We start from the raw sequence: 22608 nt of genomic DNA on the forward strand, positions 1-22608 counted from the left end.
GTGAGACGCCGGGAGTGTGCCTGAAATGCCCTATCATCGTGCCGATCAACAGGAGGAATCACATGACCAAAACAACCCTTACACGACGCAACCTTTTGACAGCCGCTGCTGCCGCCCCGCTTGCCGCAAGCTTTGGCCCGGCCCGCGCGAGCGCCCCGATGATGGGCGCGTCAACCACGCGCCATAACCGTTTTGTGCTTGGCGACTATGAGGTGACCGCCTTGCTGGCCGCGACCATGCCGCGCCCCGATCCGCATTCGATTTTCGGGCTGAACGTCAGCGCCGAAGAGTTTGACGCGGTTTCAGCCGAGGCCAATATCCCGACCGATGCTGCGCAGTTCTTTTTCACCCCGACTGTTGTCAATACCGGCACTGACCTGATCCTGTTTGACACCGGCCTTGGCCCCGATGCGATCACCAGCGCCCTCAACGGGGCCGGTTATACCCCCGATCAGGTCGATATTGTGGTGATCACCCATATGCATGGCGATCACATCGGCGGGCTGATGCGCGAGGGCGGCGAGGCGACTTTCCCGAATGCGCGCTATGTCACCGGAAGTGTCGAGTTTGATCACTGGGCGGACGCCGGGAATGGGCGGTTCGACAGCAACATGCGCCCGCTGGCCGAAAAAACGACCATGATCGGCGATGGCGCAAGCGTCGCCCCGGGTATCACCTCGGTGGCCTCATTTGGCCACACCCCCGGCCATATGACCTATATGATTGAAAGCGGCGGCAAATCGCTGTTGCTGGCGGCTGATTTTGCCAATCACTATGTTTGGTCCCTGGCCCAACCCGACTGGGAGGTGAAATTCGACATGGATAAATCCGCCGCCGCCGCGACCCGGCGCCGTATTCTGGATATGCTGGCCAGCGATAACATCCCGTTCATCGGCTATCACATGCCATGGCCTGCTGTTGGGTTTGTCGAGGCCAAAGATAATGGGTTCACCTATGTGCCAAGCAGCTATCAGCTCATGCTCTGACGCTCATGTAATGCTTTGACAAATCCGGGCAATCCGTTGGTATAAAAGGAAAATGCCCGCCTTTCGCAAGAAGGCGCGCATTTTGCTTCGGGGTCGGGCGTCAGAGTTTGCCCGCCGCCTCAAACCGTTCCCAGGCGAATTTGACATAGGCGCTCTTGAATGAATGCCCGCCCGGATGCAGACAGAAATCAAGGATATCGCCCTTGGCATTGCGTTCCAACTGACAGGACAGATCCTTGACGCTCATCTTTCCCGATGGGCTAAACCCGCCAAGGCTTTTATACATGGCGAGGGATTCTTCCACGTCGCCCTGACGCGTTTCAAGGATCGCGCGCCCGGTAAGAGGCACGGTCGGGTCCGAATCGCCATGGATATGCACAAGACTTGCCGCAGGTGTGGCGCAATGATCCGGCGGTTTGACCCAGAATGTGCCGGAAATCGCCGCGAATCCTGCAAATTTCTCCGGCATCCTGCAGGCCAGATTCCAGACCATCATCCCCCCCGCAGAAAAGCCGGCTGCCATGATCCGGTTCTCGTCGATCGAAAATCGCGCGGTGGCGTCCTTCAACACGGCCTCGACATAATTGAATTCCTCTGATCCATCGGCATCCATATGGCGTGGGGCGAAGGGAATGACCCAATCGTCATCGGCGGATTTCAACGCGATCAACGCCAGCCCCATATCAGACAGAACGCGTCGTAAGCCTTTGTTTTTCATGACAGCCGCCGCTGATCCGCGATACCCGTGCGCAAACACGACCGCCCCGACCGGTGTGGTGGCGTCTTCGCCCTCGGGCAGGGCAATGCGATAGTGCCGGTCCCCAAGCCGACAGTCCGTATCGGGCCCGCAGGCCAGCGCCGGAGCCCCTGCAGCAGGTATCGAAATCGCAAGGAAAAATGCCAGAAATCGCATAAGGAAAACTCCGTTTTGAGACTGTTCAAATGTGCGTTGCGCGCGCTGAAAGGCAACTCACAAGCGCGTGCTTGGACGGTATTTGATATGCATTGTCGAGAAATAACCGTTCTGGTTCAACCTTTTGGTAACCTTGGTTGGCTTTCCTGTGGCGACGCGTGACCTGTTCATCCAAGGAGGCCCCTCTATGCAACGCTATATTCTGCCCACGCTCATGGCCTTTGTCCTGATGCTGACCTCCGGTGCACAGGCGCAATCCCTGACTGAGGTCAGGACCAAGCTTCAGGCCGCCCTGCAACGTAGCCTGAGCCGCGCGATGATCGACGGTGCATTGCCACATCTCGACCTCGAAACCGGTGAAATCACCAAATTATATCCAACCGAGAACCACGAGGTCATCCTGCGGATGAACGACATTTACGTGATGTGCGCAACCTTGGTGACCGCCGATGGCACCGAATCGACCGTTGACTATTACATGGCGCAAAACCGCGGGAGTTATGGCGTTATTCGTACCGAGATCGACAATCGGGGCCCGATCAAGTCTTTGATCGAGGCCGGGCGCGCGGTTCGGCTGGAGTAGAGCAATGTCGATGACAGACAGCGCCAAGCTGCGCACGCCGACACTCGGTCTTTACCTGAAACTGACCGCTGTGATGGTGCCGACCTTCCTGTTGTTCGCGGTCAGCGGTTTGCTATGGATGAGCGAGAAGACCCTGCTGCGCAGTGAAGAGGGAATGGCGATGCGAATCGGCAATGCCACCGCCCGTGTCGGCGGTGCGCTTGAACGCTTCAGCGACCAGAGCGACGGCGCGGTGGACTGGTCCAGCCCCTATGTCACAGATCTCATGCAAACGATGCTCGGCGATCCGGCGATCCGCTGTGTCGAATTGATAGCCCCTGAAACCGGCAAGGTTCTGGCGGTGGTGCCACAGGGGCTTGGCTGTCAGGGAAGCGATACCGCCCTGTCTCTGCCCTATGAGGTTTATTCCTGGCCAATCACCCAGATGGTAACCCGCTTTGACGAGCGCGAAATCGCCACCGTCAAACGCTATCAGCGTGATTTCATGCTGCTCTTGCTGGCGGGCGGTATCCTGATCGCCTCTCTGGCCAACTGGATTTCCTTTCGCGTCATCGTCGGGCGCCCCCTGCGCGCCCTGATCGGCCGCCTTGAAGAGGCGCGTCACGTGGCTGTGGCCGCAAACAAGGCGAAATCGGCCTTTCTGGCGAAGATGAGCCACGAAATCCGCACCCCGATGAATGGCATCATCGGCATGGCCGATATGCTTGGCGAAACCGAGTTGAACCGCGAGCAGGACAGCTATGTCAGCACGATCATCCGTTCGGGCAATGCACTTTTGACGATCATCAACGACATTCTCGATTTCTCCAAGATCGAGGCGGGCAAGCTGACCCTCGCGCAGGAGCCTTACCGCCTGCGCGAAATCGTCGAGGATGTTACCCAGTTGCTGGCGCCCCTCGCTGCGCGCAAAAAGCTTGAATTCTTCTCTGACGTCGCACCGCAAATGCCAGACGTCATGCTGGGCGATGCCGGACGGCTGCGCCAGATTCTGGTGAATATCGTCGGAAATGCCCTGAAGTTCACGCTTGGTGGCCATGTCGCCCTGCGTGTTGCCCCAGGCGTTCAGGGGCAATTCACCATTTCGATCACCGATACCGGTGTTGGTATCCCCGACGATCAGATAGACACAATTTTCCGCGCCTTCGAGCAGGTCGATAACACCGCCACCCGGAGTTTTGGCGGCACCGGCCTTGGCCTCGCGGTCAGCCGTCAATTGACCACGCTTATGGGCGGCACGCTTGCGGTAACCTCGCGTGAAGGGCATGGCACGTGTTTTGAGATCACCCTTCCCCTTGTCCCGCAGGAGGCCGAAGGTCAGGGGCTGCGCGCGGCTCCGCTCGGGCACCCTGGCGTTGCCGCCCCTCTCATCTGGGTGCTTGACCCGCTGTCTGGGCGTGGCGACGGGCTTGCCGCCTGCCTGCGCCATCTGGGATGCGAGGTTCACAGCGGTCGCGATCCGCTGGCCCTTTCGGCAGCCTGCGGCGAGACCGTCCCGGACCTGATCCTGCTCGACAGCATCCTTGCCAATGGCACCCTGCCTGCGTCCGCCCCGCATATCCTGATGTCGCAGAATACCGCCGACAGCGGCCAGTTGCGAAAGCCGGTGCGCGAAACGCTGTTGATCGAGACCGTGCGCGGGGCGCTGAACGGCAGCATGAAAAACACTGCAAAAATTGCCTCCTTGCCTGCCACGGACACCTCAAAACCCGCGGTCAAAACCGGCTGGGCCACGGGGGTCAGGGTGCTGGCGGTGGATGATAATGCCACCAACCGGCTCTTGCTTGACCGATATTTCAGCGCCTCCGGGGCCGAACTGCGGCTGGCCGTAGACGGTCATGACGCCGTCGCGCAATATGGTCAGGCGCCCGCCGATCTTATCCTGATGGATGTGTCGATGCCGGGGATGGATGGGTATCAGGCGACCGGCTTGATCCGCACCCGCGAAGCCGCGCAGGGCCTTGCCCCCGCGCATGTGGTGGCCGTGACGGCCAATGTGCTGGAACAGCACAAGCAGGCCGCACAAATGGCTGGCATGGATGGGTTCCTGGGCAAGCCGTTGCGCAAGGCCGATCTGATCGCCTATGTGGAAAGGCACGCCCCGGACCTGCGCCAAAACCGGGCAGAGGCCGAAGATCACCAAGCCAGATCAGACGCGACCGGCCCCAATCCGCAAACAGCCGCCGAATGAGCGGCGGCTTACCCGCAGAGCGACCGCTTAGCCCTCGGCACTTTCATCGCGCCAGCGGTTCACGATCGGATAGCGCCGGTCAAGCCAGAACGCCCGCTTGCTCAGCCGTGTTCCGGGCGCGGATTGAAAGCGTTTGTATTCGCTGATGTAGAGCAAATGCTCGACCTGCCTGGCATCCCTGCGCGCATATCCTGCGGCAACGCAATCGGCGATACTGCCATCCTGATCGACCAGAATATCAAGGATGCCGTCAAGCACCGGATAATCCGGCAGGGAATCGCTATCCTTCTGATCGGCGCGCAACTCTGCGCTTGGCGGCTTGTCGATTATGCGCGGCGCAATCACCTCGCCCTCTGGCCCCATCATCCAGTCACGGTGATTGGCATTACGCCAGCGGCAAATCTCGAAAACGCGGGTTTTATACATATCCTTTATGGGGTTATACCCCCCCGCCATATCGCCGTAAATCGTTGCATAGCCCACGGCAACCTCGGATTTATTGCCGGTGGTCAAGAGCATCTCGCCAAACTTGTTGCTCAGCGCCATAAGCAAGAGCCCGCGCAGGCGCGACTGGATGTTTTCCTCGGCAAGGCCGGGCTCTTTGCCCTCAAACAGCGGTGCCAAGGTATTGGTGATCGCGGCGCGCCCTTCGGTGATCGGGACAAAATCATAGCGACAGCCAAGGGCCTCGGCGACGGCGCGCGCATCCGCAAGCGAGGCCTCAGAGGTATATTCAGACGGCAGCATCACACAGCGGACATTTTGCGCGCCAATCGCATCAACCGCGATACTGGCCACGATCGCGCTATCTATCCCGCCCGAAAGCCCCAGAAGAACCCTGGAAAACCCGGTCTTGCGCAGATAATCGCGCAAACTCAGGACCATGGCGTTGTAATCCTGCTCCAGAGCATCCGGCAGCGGCGCAAGCGCGCCTTGCTCGGCGCTCCAGCCCTCGGGCCCGCGCCGTAGATCGACATGCGCGATGGCCTCTTCGAACATCGGCATTTGCAACACCAATCCACCGCCGGGGTTGAGCACGAAACTGCCGCCGTCAAACACCTGATCGTCCTGTGCGCCGACAAGATTGAGATAAATCAGCGGCAGGCCGGTTTCCACCACCCGCGCGACCATCAGGTTCTGGCGCAGGTCCATCTTGTCGCGATAATGCGGTGACCCGTTGGGCACGAGCAGGAATTCGGCCCCGGTTTCGGCCAGCGTCTCGGTGACATCCTCGTGCCAGCTGTCTTCACAAATCGGGCTTCCGATGCGCACGCCCGCCACCGAATAGGGCCCGCCGACCGGGCCGGATTGATAAATCCGCTTTTCATCGAACACGGTCTCATTGGGCAGGTGATGCTTGAGCACCCGCGCCGTGATCGCCCCGCCTTGCAGGATGTAATAGGCGTTGTATAGCCCGACACCCTCAAGCGCCGGGCCACCAATCGCGATGGCCGGTCCATCGGCACAGTCACGCGCAAGCCTCTCGATCATGCCGATGGCTGCCTGATGAAAGGCAGGTTTCTGCACCAGATCCTGGGTGTTGTAGCCGGTGATGAACATCTCGGGAAAGGCCACAAGATCGGCCCCCGCCGCGCGCGCGGTTTGCCATGCGCCGCGCGCCAATGCGGCGTTGCCGTCAAGGTCGCCCACGGTCGGGTTCAACTGTGCCAATGTGAGGCGAAACCTGTCAGACATATGCATGCCCCTTGCTGCTGTTCACGTCTGATTTAGCAGATCACCGCCCGAGGGAAAGCCGATTTGCCCAAAACCCGTTGTCAGCCCCTGCCGTGTCCACTAGATTTGCAGGAACCGCCGTTCAACCAGGCGGGATAGGGCATCGGGGCAATTATGAACTTTTCGCTGACACGAACCGTGATTTTCGCCATCGCGCTAGGCGGGGCAAATGTTGCATTTGCGCAGGATGGCGAGGTGGGTGTAAAGCAATATGACGACGGCGGCACCTATGAGGGCACGTTCAAGAACGGCCTTCAGCATGGCACCGGCACCTATACCCTGCCCAACGGGTATGAATATTCCGGGGAATGGGTTGACGGTGAAATCAAGGGCAAGGGCGTGGCGCGCTTTCCCAACGGTTCGGTCTATGAAGGCGAATTCGCGCGCGGCAAACCGAATGGCGTCGGCAAGATCGTGTTCACCGATGGCGGCACCTATGAGGGGGCCTGGGCCGATGGCAAAATCACCGGTCAGGGCGTCGCGGTCTATGCCAATGGCGTGCGCTATCAGGGCGGATTTCGCAACGCGATGCATGACGGGCGCGGGCGCATGGAGTCACCGGGTGGTTATATCTATGACGGCGATTGGGTGAATGGCGTCAAGGAAGGCACCGCCAAGATCACCTATCCCGACGGCGCGGTCTATGAAGGCGCGGTCGCGCGGGGCGCACGCGAAGGTCAGGGCAAGCTGACCATGCCCGATGGTCTTATCTATGAGGGGACGTGGCGCGCGGGCCAGATTGACGGCAAGGGCAAACTCATCCAGCCCAATGGCGATATCTATGAAGGCGATCTTGTCGCCGGTCAGCGCGAAGGCATGGGCCGTGTCACCTATGAAAACGGTGACATCTACGAGGGCGCATTCGAGGGGGATCGCCGCCACGGGCAAGGCACCTTCACCGGCACCGATGGCTATGAATACACTGGCTCCTGGGTGGCCGGCAAAATCTCGGGTGAGGGGCGCGTGACCTATCCTGATGGCTCGGTCTATGAGGGCGAGTTTCGCGATGACCTTGCCAATGGCGAGGGCAAGATCATCTATCCCGACGGCTCGACCTATGAGGGCTCATGGGTTGGTGGCGTGATCGAGGGCACGGGCCGCGCGACCTATCCCAACGGGCTTGTCTATGAGGGCGAATTCGAGAATGCCCGCAACCATGGTCAGGGTGTGATGACCTATGCCGATGGCTATCGCTATGAGGGCGAATGGCGCGATGGACAGCGCCACGGTCAGGGCGTCGCGACCTATCCCGACGGCACCATCTATAGCGGCGCGTTCGCCGATGGGCAGCGCCACGGTCAGGGAAAAATCACCATGCCGGACGGGTTTATCTATGAAGGCACCTGGCAGAATGGCGAGATTTCCGGTCAGGGCACCGCGACCTATGTCAACGGCGATGTCTATGAGGGCATGTTCCGAGAGGGCAAGCGTCAGGGCGAAGGCACGATGCGCTATGCCACCGGGCAAGAGGCCAGCGGCGAATGGCAGGACGGTGCGTTGACCGACAACACCACCCCGGCAGAGGCCGCACAACCGAGCGAAGAGGCCCCGGCCCCGTCAGAGTGATCAGACCGCCCTGCCCGCGTCAAGATCGTCAAGGATGCGCGCGGCACCTTCCAGAACGGCGGTTTTTCGGTCCTCGGCCATCTTCTCCCAGGTGCGATAGATCGGGCCCATGCGCGGGTTTTTCGCAAACCGGTCGCGGTGACGGTGCAGGAAATCCCAGTATAACAGGTTGAACGGACAGGCCTTTTCGCCGGTCTTCTCCTTGACGGAATAGGCGCAGCCCGCGCAATAATCCGACATCTTGTTGATGTAATTGCCTGACGAGACATAGGGCTTGCTGGCGATGATCCCGCCATCGGCGAACTGGCTCATGCCGATGGTATTGGGCGCCTCGACCCATTCATAGGCATCGACATAGACCGCCAGATACCAGTCATGCACCTGCGCCGGTTCGACCCCGGCCAAAAGCGCGAAATTGCCGGTCACCATCAGGCGCTGAATGTGATGCGCATAGCCCTCTTGCCGGGTCTGATCGACCGCATGGGCCAGACAATTCATCCGCGTTTCGCCGCCCCAATAGGCGGCCGGAAGGGCGCGGTCATGGCCAAGATGATTGCGCGCCGTGTATTCGGGGCCCTCGTGAAAATAGAGACCGCGCACATATTCCCGCCAGCCGATCACCTGACGGATATAGCCTTCGGCGGCATTGATCGGCACGTTTCCGGCTTGCCATTCTTCAACCACGCGGGTGCAGATATCCACAGGATCAAGCAATCCGATGTTCAAATACGGCGATAGCACGGAATGATGCAGGAATTTGTCGCCCGCAAGCATCGCATCCTGATAATCGCCGAACTCTGGCAAAAGCTGCCCGGCAAAATGATCCAATGCGCGCTTGGCCTGACCGGGTGTGACCGCAAACCAGAACGGGCGCAGCGTACCGAAATTATCGCCAAACCGCGCCTCGACCAGATCAAGCACCTCTTCGGTGATCTCGTCGGGTGTAAACTGCAGCGGGGCAGAGCGCAGCATATCGGCGCGCGCGCGCTTGCGGTTGTCGTGGTCATAGTTCCACTTGCCCCCCGCCGGTTTGTCGCCCTCCATCAGATAGCCGGTCTTGCGGCGCATCTCGCGATAGAAATATTCCATCCGCAGCTCTTTGCGCCCCTCGGCCCATTCGGTAAATTCAGGCAGAGAACAGATAAAGCGATCATCGGGCAGGATCGTCACCGAGAGTGGCGCGTTTTCAAGCGCCTCAAGCAGCCGCCATTCGCCCGGTTGGGTGGCCAGTACCGTGCTGGTGCCATACTCTTGCCCGCGCCGCATCAATTCTCCGACAATTGATTTAGACGCGTCCTGATCATCGAGCCTGGTATAGGCGACCTGCCAGCCGTCATCGCGTAGCGTTTGCGCAAAATGGCGCATCGCCGACAGGATAAGCGCGATTTTCCTGGGATGATGGGGCACATAGCGCGCCTCGTCCATCACTTCGGCCATCACGATGATATCGCTGGATTTATCCGCGCGGCTTAGCGCCGACAGGCGCGTCGAAAGCTGATCGCCGAGCACCAGAACAAGACGCTCTACCATGCGACGGGTTTGCCTTGCCAGTCAAAGAACTGCCCGCTTTGCGCCGGGGTCAGCGCGTCGATCACGCCAAGCAGGTTATCGGCCGCCTCGGGCGCGGCCACGGCGGGATGGCGATCAAGGTATTTCTCGGTGAACGGCGTGCGCACCGTGCCCGGATGCAGCGCGACACAGATCGCATCGCTGTGGGTGCGCGCCAGCTCAATCGCGCCGGTATGGATCATCTGGTTGAGCGCGGCCTTGGCGGTGCGATAGCTGTTCCAGCCGCCCTTGGCATTATCCCCGATCGACCCGACCCGCGCCGAAAGTGCGGCAAAGACCGCCCGCCCCTTGCGCGGCATAAGGCCAAGACTGTGCTTGAGCACCAGGGACGGGCCAATGCAATTGACGGCAAACTGATCCATCATCGCAGTCGCGTCGAGCGACCGAAGGGTTTTCTCGGGCGCGGCGCCGTTGATTTCAAGCGCGCCGGTGGCCACAAAGATAAGGTCGAACGGCCCGACAAGGCGGCCCAGTTCTTCGGCGACCGAGGCCTCATTCGTGACATCCAGACCGTCCGCGCTGCGCGACAGGCCGGTTACGGCGACGCCCCGTGCGCTCAGCGCCGCGCATAGCGCAGCCCCGATCCCGCCCGAGGCGCCGATGATCAATGCGTTTTCCATGACCACAGAGCTAGACGGATTGCGCCGCGCTTCAAGACCAATCGCGCCCTGCCCGAGCGTTCAATCGAATCAAAGGTCAATTTCGGGGTTTTCATCTCGCGCGCCCAATCCTATAGTCCGGCGCATGACTAAGCAGGATCATATGACATTGCCCATGACTCGCGCGATTTTGCGCGCGTTTCCGGCTGCCCTGCTAGACCTAAGCCGCCTCTGAGCGTGCCGGCCCGGCGCGACCGCTCAGAGGATGTGCCTTTTCGCGCCACAGGCTTAGGACAAATAAAAAGAGACTCAAAATGACTGATCAGACCAAAAACCGCGTTCCCTCGCAGGCCCAAAAAGAGCGTGTGGTGATTTTCGACACCACCCTGCGGGATGGCGAACAATCCCCCGGCGCCACCATGACCCATGCGGAAAAGCTCGAAATTGCCGGGCTTCTGGATGAGATGGGCGTCGATATCATCGAGGCCGGATTTCCGATCGCCTCGGAAGGCGATTTCCGCGCCGTGAGCGAGATTGCGGCGAATTCGAAAAATTCGGTAATCTGCGGGCTGGCGCGGGCGAATATCAAGGATATCGACCGCTGCTGGGAGGCGGTGAAAGGCGCGGCGCAACCGCGCATTCACACCTTTATCGGCACCTCGCCATTGCACCGGGCGATCCCCAATCTCGACATGGATCAGATGGCCGAGCGAATTCACGAGACGGTTACCCATGCGCGCAACTTGTGTGACAACGTGCAATGGTCGCCGATGGATGCCACGCGCACCGAATGGGACTATCTGTGCCGCACGGTCGAGATCGCGATCAAGGCCGGCGCGAGCACGATCAATATCCCCGATACGGTGGGCTATACGGCGCCGGTTGAATCTGCCGACCTGATCCGCCGCCTGATCGAAACCGTGCCCGGCGCCGATGAGGTTGTCTTTGCCACCCATTGTCACAACGATCTTGGCATGGCCACGGCCAATGCCCTGGCGGCGGTGGCGGGCGGCGCGCGCCAGATCGAATGCACCATCAACGGCCTTGGTGAACGCGCCGGCAACACCGCGCTGGAAGAGGTGGTGATGGCCCTCAAGGTGCGCGGTGATATCATGCCCTATGCGACCGGCATCGACACCACCAAGATCATGAATATCTCGCGCCGCGTCGCAACGGTGTCGGGCTTTCCGGTGCAGTTCAACAAGGCGATTGTCGGCAAGAACGCCTTTGCCCATGAATCGGGCATCCATCAGGATGGCATGCTCAAGAATGCCGAAACCTTCGAGATCATGCGCCCGTCCGACGTGGGCCTGGCCGAAACCAATATCGTCATGGGCAAGCATTCGGGGCGCGCCGCCTTGCGCTCGAAGCTGCATGATCTGGGCTATGATCTGGCCGATAATCAGCTCAACGATGTGTTCGTGCGCTTCAAGGAATTGGCCGACCGCAAGAAAGAGGTCTATGACGAGGATCTGATCGCGCTGGTCAACATCGGGATTGATGGTGAAGGCGAACGCCTTCAGATCAAGCATTTGCGAGTGGTTTGCGGCACCGATGGGCCGCAACAGGCGAGCCTGACCATGGTGATTGACGGCACCGAGCACACGACCGAGGCCACAGGCGACGGGCCGGTCGACGCGACCTTCAATGCGGTGCGCAACCTGTTTCCGCATGGCGCGCGCCTGCAACTTTATCAGGTGCATGCGGTGACCGAGGGCACCGATGCTCAGGCCACGGTCAGCGTGCGCATGGAAGAGGACGGGCGCATCGTGACTGGGCAATCGGCCGATACCGATACGGTCGTGGCCAGTGCCAGGGCTTATGTTCACGCGCTCAATAATCTCTTGGTGCGGCGCGAAAAATCGGGCGGTGATACGCCCGAGGTGAACTACAAAGACCTGTCCTAGGTGAGCGCTCTTCAGCCCCTTGCGTGGCTGCCTCGCACGAGGCGCGCACGCAAGGGCGCGATGAGTGGCCGCTCTAGGCATAAAGCACCAGGCCGATCAGCAAGCAGGCCGACCCAATCGCCGAGGCCGCCGTGCGCAGGTGGTTCCAGCGGGTCCAGTCACGGGCATAGACCTGCCAGTAGTCTCGGGTTTCAGGCGCAGACAGGACCATATGGTCAAGCCGTTGGTTCATCGGTACATTTCCCAGCATCGTGACCAGAAACGTACCCGCAAAATAGATCAGCCCGCCGACGATGATCCACCCCGCCGCAGGTCCGCTCATGGACATCACGCCATAGCCCGCCAGCCCCAGAGACACCGGCGCCAGACCGAGCAATCCGACCAGAAAGACCGAGCCGTAAACCTTGCGGTTGATCTGTTGCATCGCCTCGACCCCCGTTGTCAGCGTCGCGACGCGCAGCGAGCGCATGACGAAATCCGAAAACGCCAGGAACACCCCCGCCACAAGCGCCATCACAAGGGCAGCGCTCGCAAAAACTGTCACTTCAACCATATGTGTCATTGATCCTGTCCTTTCCTTGACATCTCAGGCGGCCGCCTGTCCCATGGCGCGGGCCGTGCCGATCCAGCGGTCGATCTTGGCCGCATCGGCAAGCTTGACCGAGCCGAGTTGCACCACCTTGCGCGCCTTGATTCCGCAAAATCCAAGCACCTGATTGCAGAGCACCCGTCGGGTGGGCCTGGGGCGAAAGAATGGCAGACATGCGAGAGGGCTGCGCCGCCGCGGTCGAGGCGCTTGATCGCGATGGCGCGCTCTGCCTTGGCAAGGACAGCGCCACAGATCTGCTCTGGACGCTGCTGTCGATCCCCACCTGGGAGCATCTGACCCAGCTTTGCGGCTGGCCGCAAGAGCGTTATATCGAAACAATCAAGGGGCTTGCGCGCAGCGAGCTAACCCTGCCACCGCGCGCCTGAAGCCTGCCTAGTCGGCCCATTCCCAGGGGCGAACGAATTGCCCAAGAGTGTGGCCAAGCTTTTCCTCGTCCACATCGCCAGTCTTGCGGACCTGCGCCACAAGCCCGCGCTTTTTGTCATCGACCACAGCCACCACCTCGGCCGCGATTTCTGCCTTGTCCAAAGCAGCATTATAGATGCGGGTGATCGCGCGTTTGCGCAGGTCGGGCTTGAACACCTTGCCAACAGCGGTTTTCGGCAGTTCGGCCAGAACCTCGACATATTTCGGGATCGCGGCGCGTTCATGAACGTGGATCTTGCAATGTTCCAGCAAAGCCTCGCCGGTGACGGTGCCACCCTCGACCAGCTCGACATAGGCGCAGGGCATTTCGCCGGAATGCGCATCGGGCTGACCGATTGCGCCGGCCATCGCCACCTCGCCGTGCGCCATTAGCGCCTCTTCGATCTCGGCCGGGTCGATATTGTGCCCCCCGCGAATGATAAGATCCTTGGCCCGCCCGGTGATCCAAAGATAGCCATCCGGGTCAATCCGGCCAAGATCGCCGGTGCGCAGATAGTCGTCATGATGATAAAGGTCGATATTTTTCGCGGCCTCGGTATAGGTATTGCCAGGGTAGACGCCCGGATTCGAGATACAGATCTCGCCCACCTCGTCGGCTGCGCATTCAATCGGCTTGCCCTCGGCATCGGTCTTGTAGATGCGCACATCCGTGTAGGGGAACGGCACCCCGACCGAGCCGACCTTCTTTTCGCCTTCCGGCGGGTTGCAGGACACAAGGCAGGTCGCCTCGGTCAGGCCATAGCCCTCGATCACGGTCATGTCGGTCGCCGCTTCAAACCGGTTGAAAAGCTCAAGCGGCATCGGCGCCGAGCCGGAAAAGGCGTTTCTGACCGTGCTAAGATCGGCATCGACCTTGCGCTGCATCAGCGCGGAAACGGCGGTGGGGACGGTGATCACAAAGGTGATCTTCCAGCGCTCGCACAGCTTCCAGAAATTGTCGAACACCCCCTCGCCGCGATAGCCCGCAGGTGTCGGAAACACCACATGCGCGCCCGATTTGATCATTGCCATCAGGATCACGTGACAGGCAAACACATGGAAAAGCGGCAGCGGACACATCACGTTGTCATGTTCGGTGAACAATAGGGTATGCCCGATCCAGCCATTGTAGATCATCCCGGAATAGCGGTGCTGCGCCACCTTGGGCATGCCGGTCGTGCCGCCGGTATGAAAATAGGCCGCCACCCGGTCTCCGGCGGAATCAGGGAAATCGAGCGCGGTTTTCTGACCTGCCAACGCCTTGTTGAAATTCAGGATATCGGCGTGATGCCCGGTCGGGATTTTCGGGCGCAGCAGCGGCACTATCCAGCTTTTGGGCGGGCTCAGATAGCGGTTGAGGTCGATTTCCAGAACCGTATGCACGCCCGGCGCATGGCGCACCGCCTCGGCGGTTTTCTGGGCGATGTCGGTCTTGGGGAACGACTTGAGGGTGACGACCACCTTGGCCTTGGTTTCGCGCAGGATCGAGCCGATCTGTTCAGGCTCAAGCAGCGGGTTGATCGGGTTGACGATCCCGGCAATCGCCCCGCCAATGGTTGCAACTGCGGTCTCAAGACAATTGGGCAGGACAAGTGCGACAACCTCGCCTTCGCCCACCTTGAGGCTGCGGAACAGGTTGGCCGCCTGACAGCACTGATCGTGGAACTGTTTCCAGGTCAGGGTATGTGACGGATCGCCCGCGCCCGAAAACAGCTGATAGCTGACGGCGGGGCGGTCGGGAAAGCTGCGCGCCGTATGACTGAGCATCTGGTAAAGGGTTTCGGGTTTATCCCGCGCCTCCCATGTCACTTCGTTCTGGATGTCAATCACGTCCTGTCGGCACGTAAAGCTCATGTCGTGTCCTCCCTATGGGCCGCACGACCCCGCACGGCTCTCTCCCTGCGCGCAAGAATGTGCGGGATTGCCGGGCGGCGCAAGTTTTACGCTGCGTTTTGGTGCAGGTTTCGACGCGCCTAGCGCGGCGCGCTCAGGCACGTCACCAGCGCACCTGCCATCGCGCGCAGCAGATCGGGATAAAGATCGGGCCCCGGTGCATGATCGCTTGCCATCGGATCAAGCGCCGCCAACTCGTCAGCCAAAAGCCCAAGCCAGCGGCGGGCGTTTTCCGGGTCAAGCCAGGCGTGCGAATCAAGGCCCTCATGACCGTGATCATGGCCGCGATCGTCCTCATGCCCCGCCATATCGCCCGACGCGCCAAAGGCAACCCCCTCGCGCAAATCAAGAACGCGGGTTTCCTCGGCCGCCAAAAGCTCGACCACCCGCGCGCGTGCCGCCACTGACACCGGTTTTGCCATCGAACAGGCCGTGGTCGAGGCGCTCGGCCTTTGCCCCAATTGCCGCAAGGGGGCGCCCGCATGCGCCTGATCAAGACCAAAGACCTCTGCGTGCGCCTTGGCGGCGATATGGTGCTGCAAAGCGTCAACCTTTTTGTTGAGCGCGGCGAGATCGTGACCATCGTCGGCCCCAACGGGTCGGGCAAATCAACGCTGTTGCGCGCCATCATTGGCGCGCTTGCCCCGACCAGCGGTGCGGTCATCCGCGCGCCGGGCTTGCGCATCGGCTATGTGCCGCAAAAGCTTCATATCGACCCGACGCTGCCGCTGACGGTGACGCGATTTCTCGGCCTGCCGCGCCGCCACCCCGCCGGGGCTCTGCGCGCCGCATTGGAACAGGCCGGCCTGCCCGATCTGCGCGATCACCAGATGGCCGATCTGTCCGGCGGACAGTTTCAGCGGGTTCTGCTGGCGCGCGCGTTGATGGAAAAGCCCGATCTTCTGATCCTCGACGAGGCCACGCAGGGGCTTGACCAACCCGGCTCTGCCGCGTTTTACCGGCGCATCGAAGAGGTCCGCCAAAGCCTTGGCTGCGCCGTTTTGATGGTGAGCCATGAGCTTCACGTGGTGATGAGCGCCAGCGACCGGGTGATCTGCCTCAATGGACATATCTGCTGTGAGGGGCGCCCCGAGGTGGTGGCACAGGCCGAAGAATACCGCGCCATTTTCGGGCGCGGCACCCAAGGCGCCCTGGCGCTTTACCGGCACGAACATAACCACTATCACGACCACGATCCCACACATGAGGCCGCCGAATGATCCTGCTTGACGATTTCATGCTCCGCACCGCGCTTGCCGGGCTTGGCGTGGCGCTTGCAGCGGCGCCTTTGGGGTGTTTCGTGGTTTGGCGACGGATGGCCTATTTCGGCGATGCGACCGCCCATGCCGCGATCCTTGGCGTCGCGTTTGCCCTGGCGTTTTCGACCTCGATCTTTATCGGCGCGCTTGCGGTGTCGCTTGTCATGGCGATGACGGTCTCTGCGCTCTCGGGGCGTGGCTTTGCGATGGATACGCTGCTCGGCGTTCTGGCGCTTGGCGGGCTTGGCGCATCGTTCCGGCTTGATACGCCGACGGGGCCGACCATTGTCTGTCTTGCGGCACTGATCTTTGCCACGACAAGCCTCGGCGGCAGTATGATCAGACGCCAAATGCGGTAACGGCGCGTTGAAATGACCCGGAAATTAGACCCGACTCTTTTAGTCTGAATTATATATTGACTCTTTTAGTCAGAAAATGGAGAACGGGGACATCTTTCACGCGGACACTCAAGAGAGGACACCCGATGCAATCGCTTAAAGCTGTCATAGGCATGACTGCAACCCTGGCCCTGACCACTCCGGTTCTGGCGCAGGAGGTCAATGTATATTCCAGTCGCCACTATGATTCCGACAACGCGCTTTACGAAGAATTCACCGCCAAGACCGGCGTTTCCGTGAACCGGATCGAGGCCGACGCGGACGAGTTGATCGCCCGCCTGACCGCCGAAGGCGCCAATAGCCCCGCCGATGTGTTCATCACCGTTGACGTGGGTCGCATGGCCCGCGCCGAAGAGGCCGACGTGCTGCAACCCTTCACCTCAGAGACCATCACATCGCGCGTGCCCGAGCATCTGCGTCACCCGGATGACCTTTGGTTTGGCCTGTCACAGCGCGCACGGATCATTTTTTATGCCAAGGATCGCGTCGAGACCCCGCCGCAAACCTATGAAGAACTGGCCGATCCGAAATGGCAGGGCAAGGTTTGCATCCGCTCGTCCTCGAACGTCTACAACCAGTCGCTGCTGGCCTCGATCATCGAGGCCGATGGCGCCGAGGCAGCCAAGGAGTGGGCCGCAGGCGTTGTCGCCAATATGGCACGCCCGCCCCAGGGCGGTGACACCGATCAGCTTCGCGGGATTGTATCGGGCGAATGCGATATCGCCGTGGCCAACAACTATTACTTCCTGCGCGGGTTTGATGGCGAGGTCGACGGCCTGACACCCGGCATCGAGGGCATCGGCTGGGTCTGGCCCAATCAGGACGGGCGCGGTGCGCATGTCAATCTTGCCGTGGCCGCAATGACCGCCGCCGCCCCACACCCCGAAGAGGCGACAGCCCTTCTGGAATTCCTGACTGGCGAATTTGCGCAAACCCAATTCGCGCGCGACAACCACGAATACCCGGCCGTCAAGGACATGGCCGCAGATGAGGGCACCGCGCGGCTTGGCACGTTCAAGCCCGACACCACCACCAATACCTCGGCCTTCAGCCGCAATGCAGCCGAGGCGCAGGCGATCTTCAATCAGGTCGGCTGGAACTAGGCCGCCCCTACCTGGCCGCGCGCGTGATTGCGGGCGCGGCGCAAATATCCTAGTGTCGGGCCCAGACCACAGGGCCCGGCACATTCATGACCTCAGTTCGGCTTCGACTTCTGATCCTGGCCTTGCTGCCTTTGATGGTGCTGATGCCGCTGTTGCTCTTGTTTGCCGTCAACCGCTGGTCGGTGAATTACGACAATCTTTTGATCACCAATGTGCAAAGCGATCTGCGCATCGCCGATCAGTATCTGCAACGCATCCTGACCACCACCGGCAATGACGTGCGAAGCCTTGCCCGCTCGATAGATTTTGATCGCGCGAGCGGGCATGACCCGGACCGCTTCAACCGCTTTTTGCAGAACAATCGCGCGGTGCTCGGGCTTGATTTCCTCTATTTCCTGCCTGCCCCCGCGGCCCGTGAACAGGCCAATCTCTGGCCGGTGATCGCGGCGGCGGTGCGCGGTGGTTCGGCCACCGAAATCGACATTCTTTCAGGCGCGGATCTGGCCGCGCTGCCGAGTGCCACCGGCCTTGCGGCGCGCGCGCGCGTGCCCCTGGTCGAGACCCGCGCCGCCGTGCCGACGAAACGCACCACCGAGGATCGCGGCATGGTCGTGCATACCGCGACGGCAGTAACCGCACAGGGGCGCAGCGGGGTACTGGTGGGGGGGATTCTGCTTAACCGGAACCTGGATTTCATCGACACGATCAATGCGCTTGTCTATCGCGCGACCGGCGATGGTGACGCGCGCAAGGGCACCGCGACGCTGTTTCTAGAGGATGTGCGCATCTCGACCAATGTGCGCCTGTTCGAGGGCGAGCGCGCGCTAGGCACAAGGGTGTCGGCGGCGGTGCGCGGCGCGGTTCTGGACGGCGGGCGCACCTGGCTCGATAGCGCATTTGTGGTCAATGACTGGTATATTTCGGCCTATGAACCGCTCACCGACAGCTTTGGCAATCGCGTCGGCATGCTTTACGTCGGCTTTCTTGAGGCCCCGTTCACCGCCGTCAAGCGCAGCGCCTATATCCTTATTTTTACGGCATTTCTGGCCATTCTGGCGCTGACCATCCCGCTTTTCCTGCGGCTCGCCGGCGGGATTTTTTCGCCGCTTGAACGGATGACGCAAACCATGCGCAAGGTCGAGAGTGGCCAGCTTGACGCGCGCATCGGGCCGGTGCGCTCTCGCGATGAAATCGGCACCGTGGCGGCGCATCTCGATAGCCTGCTTGATCAGGTGCAGGAACGTGACCGCGCGCTTCGGTCCTGGGCGGATGTGCTCAATACCCGCGTCGAAGAACGCACGGCCGAATTGCGCGAGGCCAATCAAAAGCTGGAAGCCACCTATCAGCAACTGGTCATGTCCGAAAAGCTTGCCTCGATCGGCGAAATCACCGCCGGCGTCGCGCATGAGATCAACAACCCGGTGGCGGTCATTCAAGGCAATGTCGATGTGATCCGCCAGACCCTTGGCAAGGAGAGCGCACCGGTAGACACCGAGCTGTCGCTGATCGACAGGCAGGTTGGACGGATAAGCGCCATCGTATCCAAACTCCTGCAATTTGCGCGGCCGACCGAATTTGGCACCTTCGAGGAACAGGTCGATATCGCCGCCGTGCTCAAGGATTGTCTTGTGCTGGTCGATCACGTGATCGCCAATGCGCAAACCCGGCTTTCGATCGACATGGCCGAGGATGCGCCACTTGTGTCCATCAACCCCGGCGAACTACAGCAGGTGATCATCAACCTTGTGGTCAACGCGGTCCAGGCAATGGGGGATCGCGGCGCGTTGACGATCACCCTGCAAAGGCGCGATCAGACGGGGCAAAGCGGTGCGGCCCTGATCATCGCCGATACCGGCCCCGGCATTCCCGCCGACAAGCTTGCCTCGGTGTTCGATCCGTTCTTCACCACCAAGCTTGGCGAAGGCACCGGGCTTGGCCTTTCGGTCAGCCAGACCCTGATTCAAGGCGCCAAGGGGCTTATTTCGGTGCGCAACCGGGCCGAGGGCGGCGCCGAATTCACCGTCTGGCTGCCCGAAGATCAAGGTGAGCAGACCTGAGCCCGAAGAGCGGCTAAAGCCCCCAGGCCGCACATTTGCGATCCACCGTCTTGCGCGCCACGCCAAGTCGGCGCGCGGCCTCGGCGCGGTTGCCGCCACAGGCATCGAGCACCGTCATGATATGGCGCTGTTCAACCAGTTCGAGCGTCTCGATCGCCTGTGCGCCGCTTACGCGGCCAGAGCCGGCAAACTCATTGGGAAAGGCCCCAAGGATCACCGAACGCTCGATCAGGTTGCGCAATTCGCGGACGTTTCCGGGCCAGTCATAGCGGCTTAGCTTCAACAGAACCTCTTCGTTAAGCTCAAGCGCCTGCATGCCAAGCGTCTTGACGAATTCGCTCATGAACAGCGCGGCCAGTTCGACGATATCCTCCTTGCGCTCTTTCAGGCGCGGCATCTCGATATTGACCACATTAATCCGGTGATAAAGATCGGCGCGAAAGCGGCCCTCGGCAACCGCTGCTTCCAGATCGGCGTTGGTGGCGAAAAGAAACCGCAGGTTCAGCGGAATTTCACGTTCCGAGCCAAGCGGCCTGATCCGTTTGTCCTCCAGCACCCGGAGCAAGGCGGCCTGCACATTTTCCGAAAGCTGCGCCACCTCATCAAGCAACAGGGTGCCGCCATCCGCATGCAGCAAAAGACCGTCCTTGCGGTGGCTTTCGCCCTCGACCACGCCGAACAATTCTTCTGCGATGCGCTCGGGTGAAATCGCGGCACAATTGATCGCGACAAAGGGTTTTTCGGCGCGATCAGACATCCCGTGCAGTGTGCGCGCGGCAATCTCCTTGCCGGTGCCGCTGGCCCCGGTGAACAGCACCGAGGTGGGCATCGGCGCCAGTTTGCCCAGCATCTCGCGCACCGCCTGAATAGGCGCGGAATTGCCCAGCAAGCGCCCGCGCGCGGCCTGCCCGCCCTCGGATAGCTCGTGTCGCAGCAGATAGTTTTCGCGCCGCAGGTATTTGCGATCAAGCGCGCGCGCCACCGCGTTCAAGATCTGGTTGGCGCGAAACGGTTTCAGCACGAAATCGGTCACCCCCGCCCGCAGCGCCTTGATCGCGGTATCAAGGTCGGCATAGGCGGTGATCAGGATGGTATCGGCGAAAAAGCCGACATGGCGCTGTTCCTCTAGCCAATCCAGCCCGGTTTTTTCAGGCATGATATTATCGAGGATCACCAGATCGAAATGTGCCTGATCAAGGATATCGCCCGCCTCGCGGCAAGAGCGCGCCTGCTCGACCCGCTTGCAGCGCGGGCCGAGGATCTTGACCAGAAAATTGCGCATGCCCGGTTCGTCGTCGATCACGAGAACCGACGCAAGCGCGAGGTTTTCGCCGTAGTCGTCACGGTCGTCCTGCGCGGCCCTGGCATGCGCCGCAGCAGGGCTCATTGGGCCGCGTCACCAAGGCGAACCGCATCGCCCGCGCGTTGGCCCTCGGTCGTGTAGCCCGCAAGTTCAATGACGTGGGGCGCGGCGGCGGCAATAATGGCGCAGGCCACAAAGGCCACAATCATGGCTTTCATTCTCGGTTCTCCTGTTTGGCCGTGGCATCGCGCAGATAGTCTATCATATCCTGACGGTCCTGCGCTGCCGTGATCCGTTGCATAGGCATCTTTGAGCCGGGAATATAGTGATCCGGCCCAAGATCAAACAAAGCGTCTATCGTATCGTCCGACCAGATGATATCAGATCCGGTCAGGATCTCGGAATAGGCATAGCCCGGCACGGTGCCGGCTGGCCGCCCGAACACCCCGTATAATGTCGGCCCGGCCTTGCGCGAGGGCGGCGGCGTGAGCGCGTGACAGATCGAGCATTTGCGCATAAATTGCCGCTCGCCGTTGCCCATCTCGCGGGGCGCGCGCAAAAAGCTGTGCTCAGAGGCCACCGCCGGATCATATTCACTCAGCAAGGCCACCGGCCAGCCATAAACCACATCGTTAAGGCCGCCGGCATAAATCATCTCGCCATCGGGCGAGAATTGCAGCGCCCAGACCGGGCCGCGCTGCATGGCGCGAAAATCGCGTTCGATCTGCCAGTCATCGGTGTCGATCACCATGATATAGCCGTGCCCGTCCCCTGCCGCCAACTGGCCCCGACCCGGATCATGGGCGAGCGCCAGGATCGGGCGGCGATCAAGGGTGAAATCCGCCAGCGTCGCGCCAGTCTCGGGGCGGATCACCCGCGTTGCGCCATCGACCGCGCCATAGGCAAGCCATGTGTCATCGGGGCCAAGGATGATCCGGTTCACGCCGAACCCCTGATTGATCACGACGCGGGGGCGCACCTGCGGCTCTTGCCAGTGCCATTCGCGCACCGTGCCATCCGAGGACGACGAATAAAGCAGCGCCCCGGTTTGGCCAAACATCACGTCGGTCACAGCCGCGTCATGGCCGGTCAGAAATCGTGGCGCGCCCCCCGCCAGCGGCCAGATCCCGATAGAGCCGTCCCAGCTTGCCGAGGCGATCCATTGCCCATCGGGCGAGATATCAAGCGCCGCGATCTTGCCCTTGTGCCCCTCAAGGCGGGTTTGGGTGCCGGTTTGCATATCCCAGATCATCAGGGCAAAATCATCGCCCCCCGACACCAGCCGGGTTTCGTCCAGATACTCAAGGCTGATCACCGCAGCGCGGTGCCCCTCAAGCCAGTGTGGCGCCCGCCCCTGCCAGAGGCCGACAGAATTGTCGAAACTGGCCGAGGCCACCTGCCCGGTCTGATCGTTCACGGCAAGGCCCATGATCGGCCCGCCATGACCCTTGAGCGTGGTAAACTCCTGCGCGGCCAGCGGCGGGGTCATCGCCGCCAGCCCAAGACACCACAGAGCAATCGCAAGCGCGCGCATG

The 22608-nt window shown here is 61.1% G+C and carries 20 protein-coding genes and 1 pseudogene; 10 read left to right on the plus strand and 11 right to left on the minus strand.

The window, feature by feature from the left end:
- Window positions 1–62 precede the first annotated feature (62 nt).
- Entirely contained in the window at window positions 63–986 is a 924-nt protein-coding gene (locus BMZ91_RS05755) for an MBL fold metallo-hydrolase (protein ID WP_092835676.1), read from the plus strand.
- Between the two features lie 100 nt (window positions 987–1086).
- Here BMZ91_RS05755 and BMZ91_RS05760 read toward each other — a convergent pair whose 3' ends face one another.
- Window positions 1087–1899 carry a CE1 family esterase gene (locus BMZ91_RS05760; protein WP_092835678.1) on the minus strand — a complete coding sequence of 271 codons (813 nt, stop codon included), beginning with the start codon at window positions 1897–1899 and terminating at the stop codon, window positions 1087–1089.
- 187 nt (window positions 1900–2086) lie between these two features.
- On the opposite strand from BMZ91_RS05760, the gene BMZ91_RS05765 reads away from it, so the two are divergent.
- Both BMZ91_RS05765 and BMZ91_RS05770 read left to right on the plus strand, forming a co-directional pair.
- Window positions 2087–2482: a hypothetical protein gene (locus BMZ91_RS05765; RefSeq protein WP_092835680.1), complete on the plus strand. Its 396-nt coding sequence runs from the start codon at window positions 2087–2089 to the stop codon at window positions 2480–2482.
- A gap of 4 nt (window positions 2483–2486) precedes the next feature.
- The gene (locus tag BMZ91_RS05770; protein WP_092835682.1) at window positions 2487–4670 is read left to right on the plus strand and encodes an ATP-binding protein; all 2184 of its coding nucleotides are present in this window, start codon (window positions 2487–2489) and stop codon (window positions 4668–4670) included.
- Window positions 4671–4697: 27 nt separating this feature from the next.
- On the opposite strand, the gene BMZ91_RS05775 is transcribed toward BMZ91_RS05770, so the two are convergent.
- The gene (locus BMZ91_RS05775; protein ID WP_092835914.1) at window positions 4698–6365 is read right to left on the minus strand and encodes an NAD+ synthase; all 1668 of its coding nucleotides are present in this window, start codon (window positions 6363–6365) and stop codon (window positions 4698–4700) included.
- A 153-nt stretch (window positions 6366–6518) separates the two neighbouring features.
- Here BMZ91_RS05775 and BMZ91_RS05780 point away from each other — a divergent pair, with 153 nt between their 5' ends.
- Complete coding sequence (locus BMZ91_RS05780) at window positions 6519–7970, plus strand: MORN repeat-containing protein (protein ID WP_092835684.1); 1452 nt, start codon at window positions 6519–6521, stop codon at window positions 7968–7970.
- Here BMZ91_RS05780 and BMZ91_RS05785 read toward each other — a convergent pair whose 3' ends face one another.
- Complete coding sequence (locus tag BMZ91_RS05785; protein WP_092835686.1) at window positions 7971–9500, minus strand: cryptochrome/photolyase family protein; 1530 nt, start codon at window positions 9498–9500, stop codon at window positions 7971–7973.
- Complete coding sequence (locus BMZ91_RS05790) at window positions 9494–10159, minus strand: SDR family NAD(P)-dependent oxidoreductase (protein ID WP_092835688.1); 666 nt, start codon at window positions 10157–10159, stop codon at window positions 9494–9496. The genes BMZ91_RS05785 and BMZ91_RS05790 overlap by 7 nt, the downstream gene beginning before the upstream one ends.
- Before the next feature lie 293 nt (window positions 10160–10452).
- Here BMZ91_RS05790 and BMZ91_RS05795 point away from each other — a divergent pair, with 293 nt between their 5' ends.
- The gene (locus BMZ91_RS05795; RefSeq protein ID WP_092835690.1) at window positions 10453–12045 is read left to right on the plus strand and encodes a 2-isopropylmalate synthase; all 1593 of its coding nucleotides are present in this window, start codon (window positions 10453–10455) and stop codon (window positions 12043–12045) included.
- Between the two features lie 73 nt (window positions 12046–12118).
- Here BMZ91_RS05795 and BMZ91_RS05800 read toward each other — a convergent pair whose 3' ends face one another.
- Both BMZ91_RS05800 and BMZ91_RS21385 read right to left on the minus strand, forming a co-directional pair.
- On the minus strand, window positions 12119–12607 hold the full coding sequence (locus BMZ91_RS05800; protein WP_218145644.1) for an anthrone oxygenase family protein: 489 nt from the start codon (window positions 12605–12607) through the stop codon (window positions 12119–12121).
- Window positions 12608–12631: 24 nt separating this feature from the next.
- Window positions 12632–12772, minus strand: coding sequence for a hypothetical protein (locus tag BMZ91_RS21385; RefSeq protein WP_177193797.1), 141 nt, complete (start codon window positions 12770–12772; stop codon window positions 12632–12634).
- Window positions 12773–12798: 26 nt separating this feature from the next.
- Between BMZ91_RS21385 and BMZ91_RS05805 the strand changes: the two genes are divergently transcribed.
- Window positions 12799–13020 (plus strand): hypothetical protein, encoded by a 222-nt coding sequence (locus BMZ91_RS05805; protein WP_092835692.1) that lies wholly within the window; start codon window positions 12799–12801, stop codon window positions 13018–13020.
- Between the two features lie 7 nt (window positions 13021–13027).
- Here the strand turns inward: BMZ91_RS05805 and BMZ91_RS05810 are convergent, their stop codons facing one another.
- Window positions 13028–14914, minus strand: a complete 1887-nt coding sequence (locus tag BMZ91_RS05810; protein ID WP_092835694.1) for an acyl-CoA synthetase — start codon at window positions 14912–14914, stop codon at window positions 13028–13030.
- A 119-nt stretch (window positions 14915–15033) separates the two neighbouring features.
- Window positions 15034–15375: a metal ABC transporter solute-binding protein, Zn/Mn family gene (locus tag BMZ91_RS05815; RefSeq protein ID WP_092835696.1), complete on the minus strand. Its 342-nt coding sequence runs from the start codon at window positions 15373–15375 to the stop codon at window positions 15034–15036.
- 60 nt (window positions 15376–15435) lie between these two features.
- Here BMZ91_RS05815 and BMZ91_RS05825 point away from each other — a divergent pair, with 60 nt between their 5' ends.
- From BMZ91_RS05825 to BMZ91_RS05840, 4 genes and pseudogenes are all read left to right on the plus strand, one after another.
- The gene (locus BMZ91_RS05825) at window positions 15436–16173 is read left to right on the plus strand and encodes an ATP-binding cassette domain-containing protein (protein WP_092835697.1); all 738 of its coding nucleotides are present in this window, start codon (window positions 15436–15438) and stop codon (window positions 16171–16173) included.
- Window positions 16170–16457 (plus strand): annotated as a pseudogene (locus BMZ91_RS05830) (metal ABC transporter permease); the annotation flags it as partial. The gene BMZ91_RS05825 and the pseudogene BMZ91_RS05830, both read left to right, overlap by 4 nt.
- Window positions 16458–16696: 239 nt before the next feature.
- Entirely contained in the window at window positions 16697–17713 is a 1017-nt protein-coding gene (locus BMZ91_RS05835; protein WP_092835699.1) for an extracellular solute-binding protein, read from the plus strand.
- Between the two features lie 86 nt (window positions 17714–17799).
- On the plus strand, window positions 17800–19770 hold the full coding sequence (locus tag BMZ91_RS05840; protein ID WP_092835701.1) for a sensor histidine kinase: 1971 nt from the start codon (window positions 17800–17802) through the stop codon (window positions 19768–19770).
- Window positions 19771–19783: 13 nt separating this feature from the next.
- Here the strand turns inward: BMZ91_RS05840 and BMZ91_RS05845 are convergent, their stop codons facing one another.
- The 3 genes from BMZ91_RS05845 to BMZ91_RS05850 are packed head-to-tail and all read right to left on the minus strand — an operon-like array spanning window position 19784 to window position 22607.
- Window positions 19784–21157, minus strand: a complete 1374-nt coding sequence (locus BMZ91_RS05845) for a sigma-54-dependent transcriptional regulator (protein ID WP_092835703.1) — start codon at window positions 21155–21157, stop codon at window positions 19784–19786.
- A complete protein-coding gene (locus tag BMZ91_RS21390) occupies window positions 21154–21291 on the minus strand; it encodes a hypothetical protein (RefSeq protein ID WP_177193799.1) in 138 nt (45 codons plus the stop codon). The genes BMZ91_RS05845 and BMZ91_RS21390 overlap by 4 nt, the downstream gene beginning before the upstream one ends.
- A complete protein-coding gene (locus tag BMZ91_RS05850; RefSeq protein ID WP_092835705.1) occupies window positions 21288–22607 on the minus strand; it encodes a c-type cytochrome in 1320 nt (439 codons plus the stop codon). The genes BMZ91_RS21390 and BMZ91_RS05850 overlap by 4 nt, the downstream gene beginning before the upstream one ends.
- Window position 22608: the final 1 nt, after the last annotated feature.

This window comes from Roseovarius lutimaris (assembly GCF_900115165.1).
Classification (GTDB): Bacteria; Pseudomonadota; Alphaproteobacteria; order Rhodobacterales; family Rhodobacteraceae; genus Roseovarius; species Roseovarius lutimaris.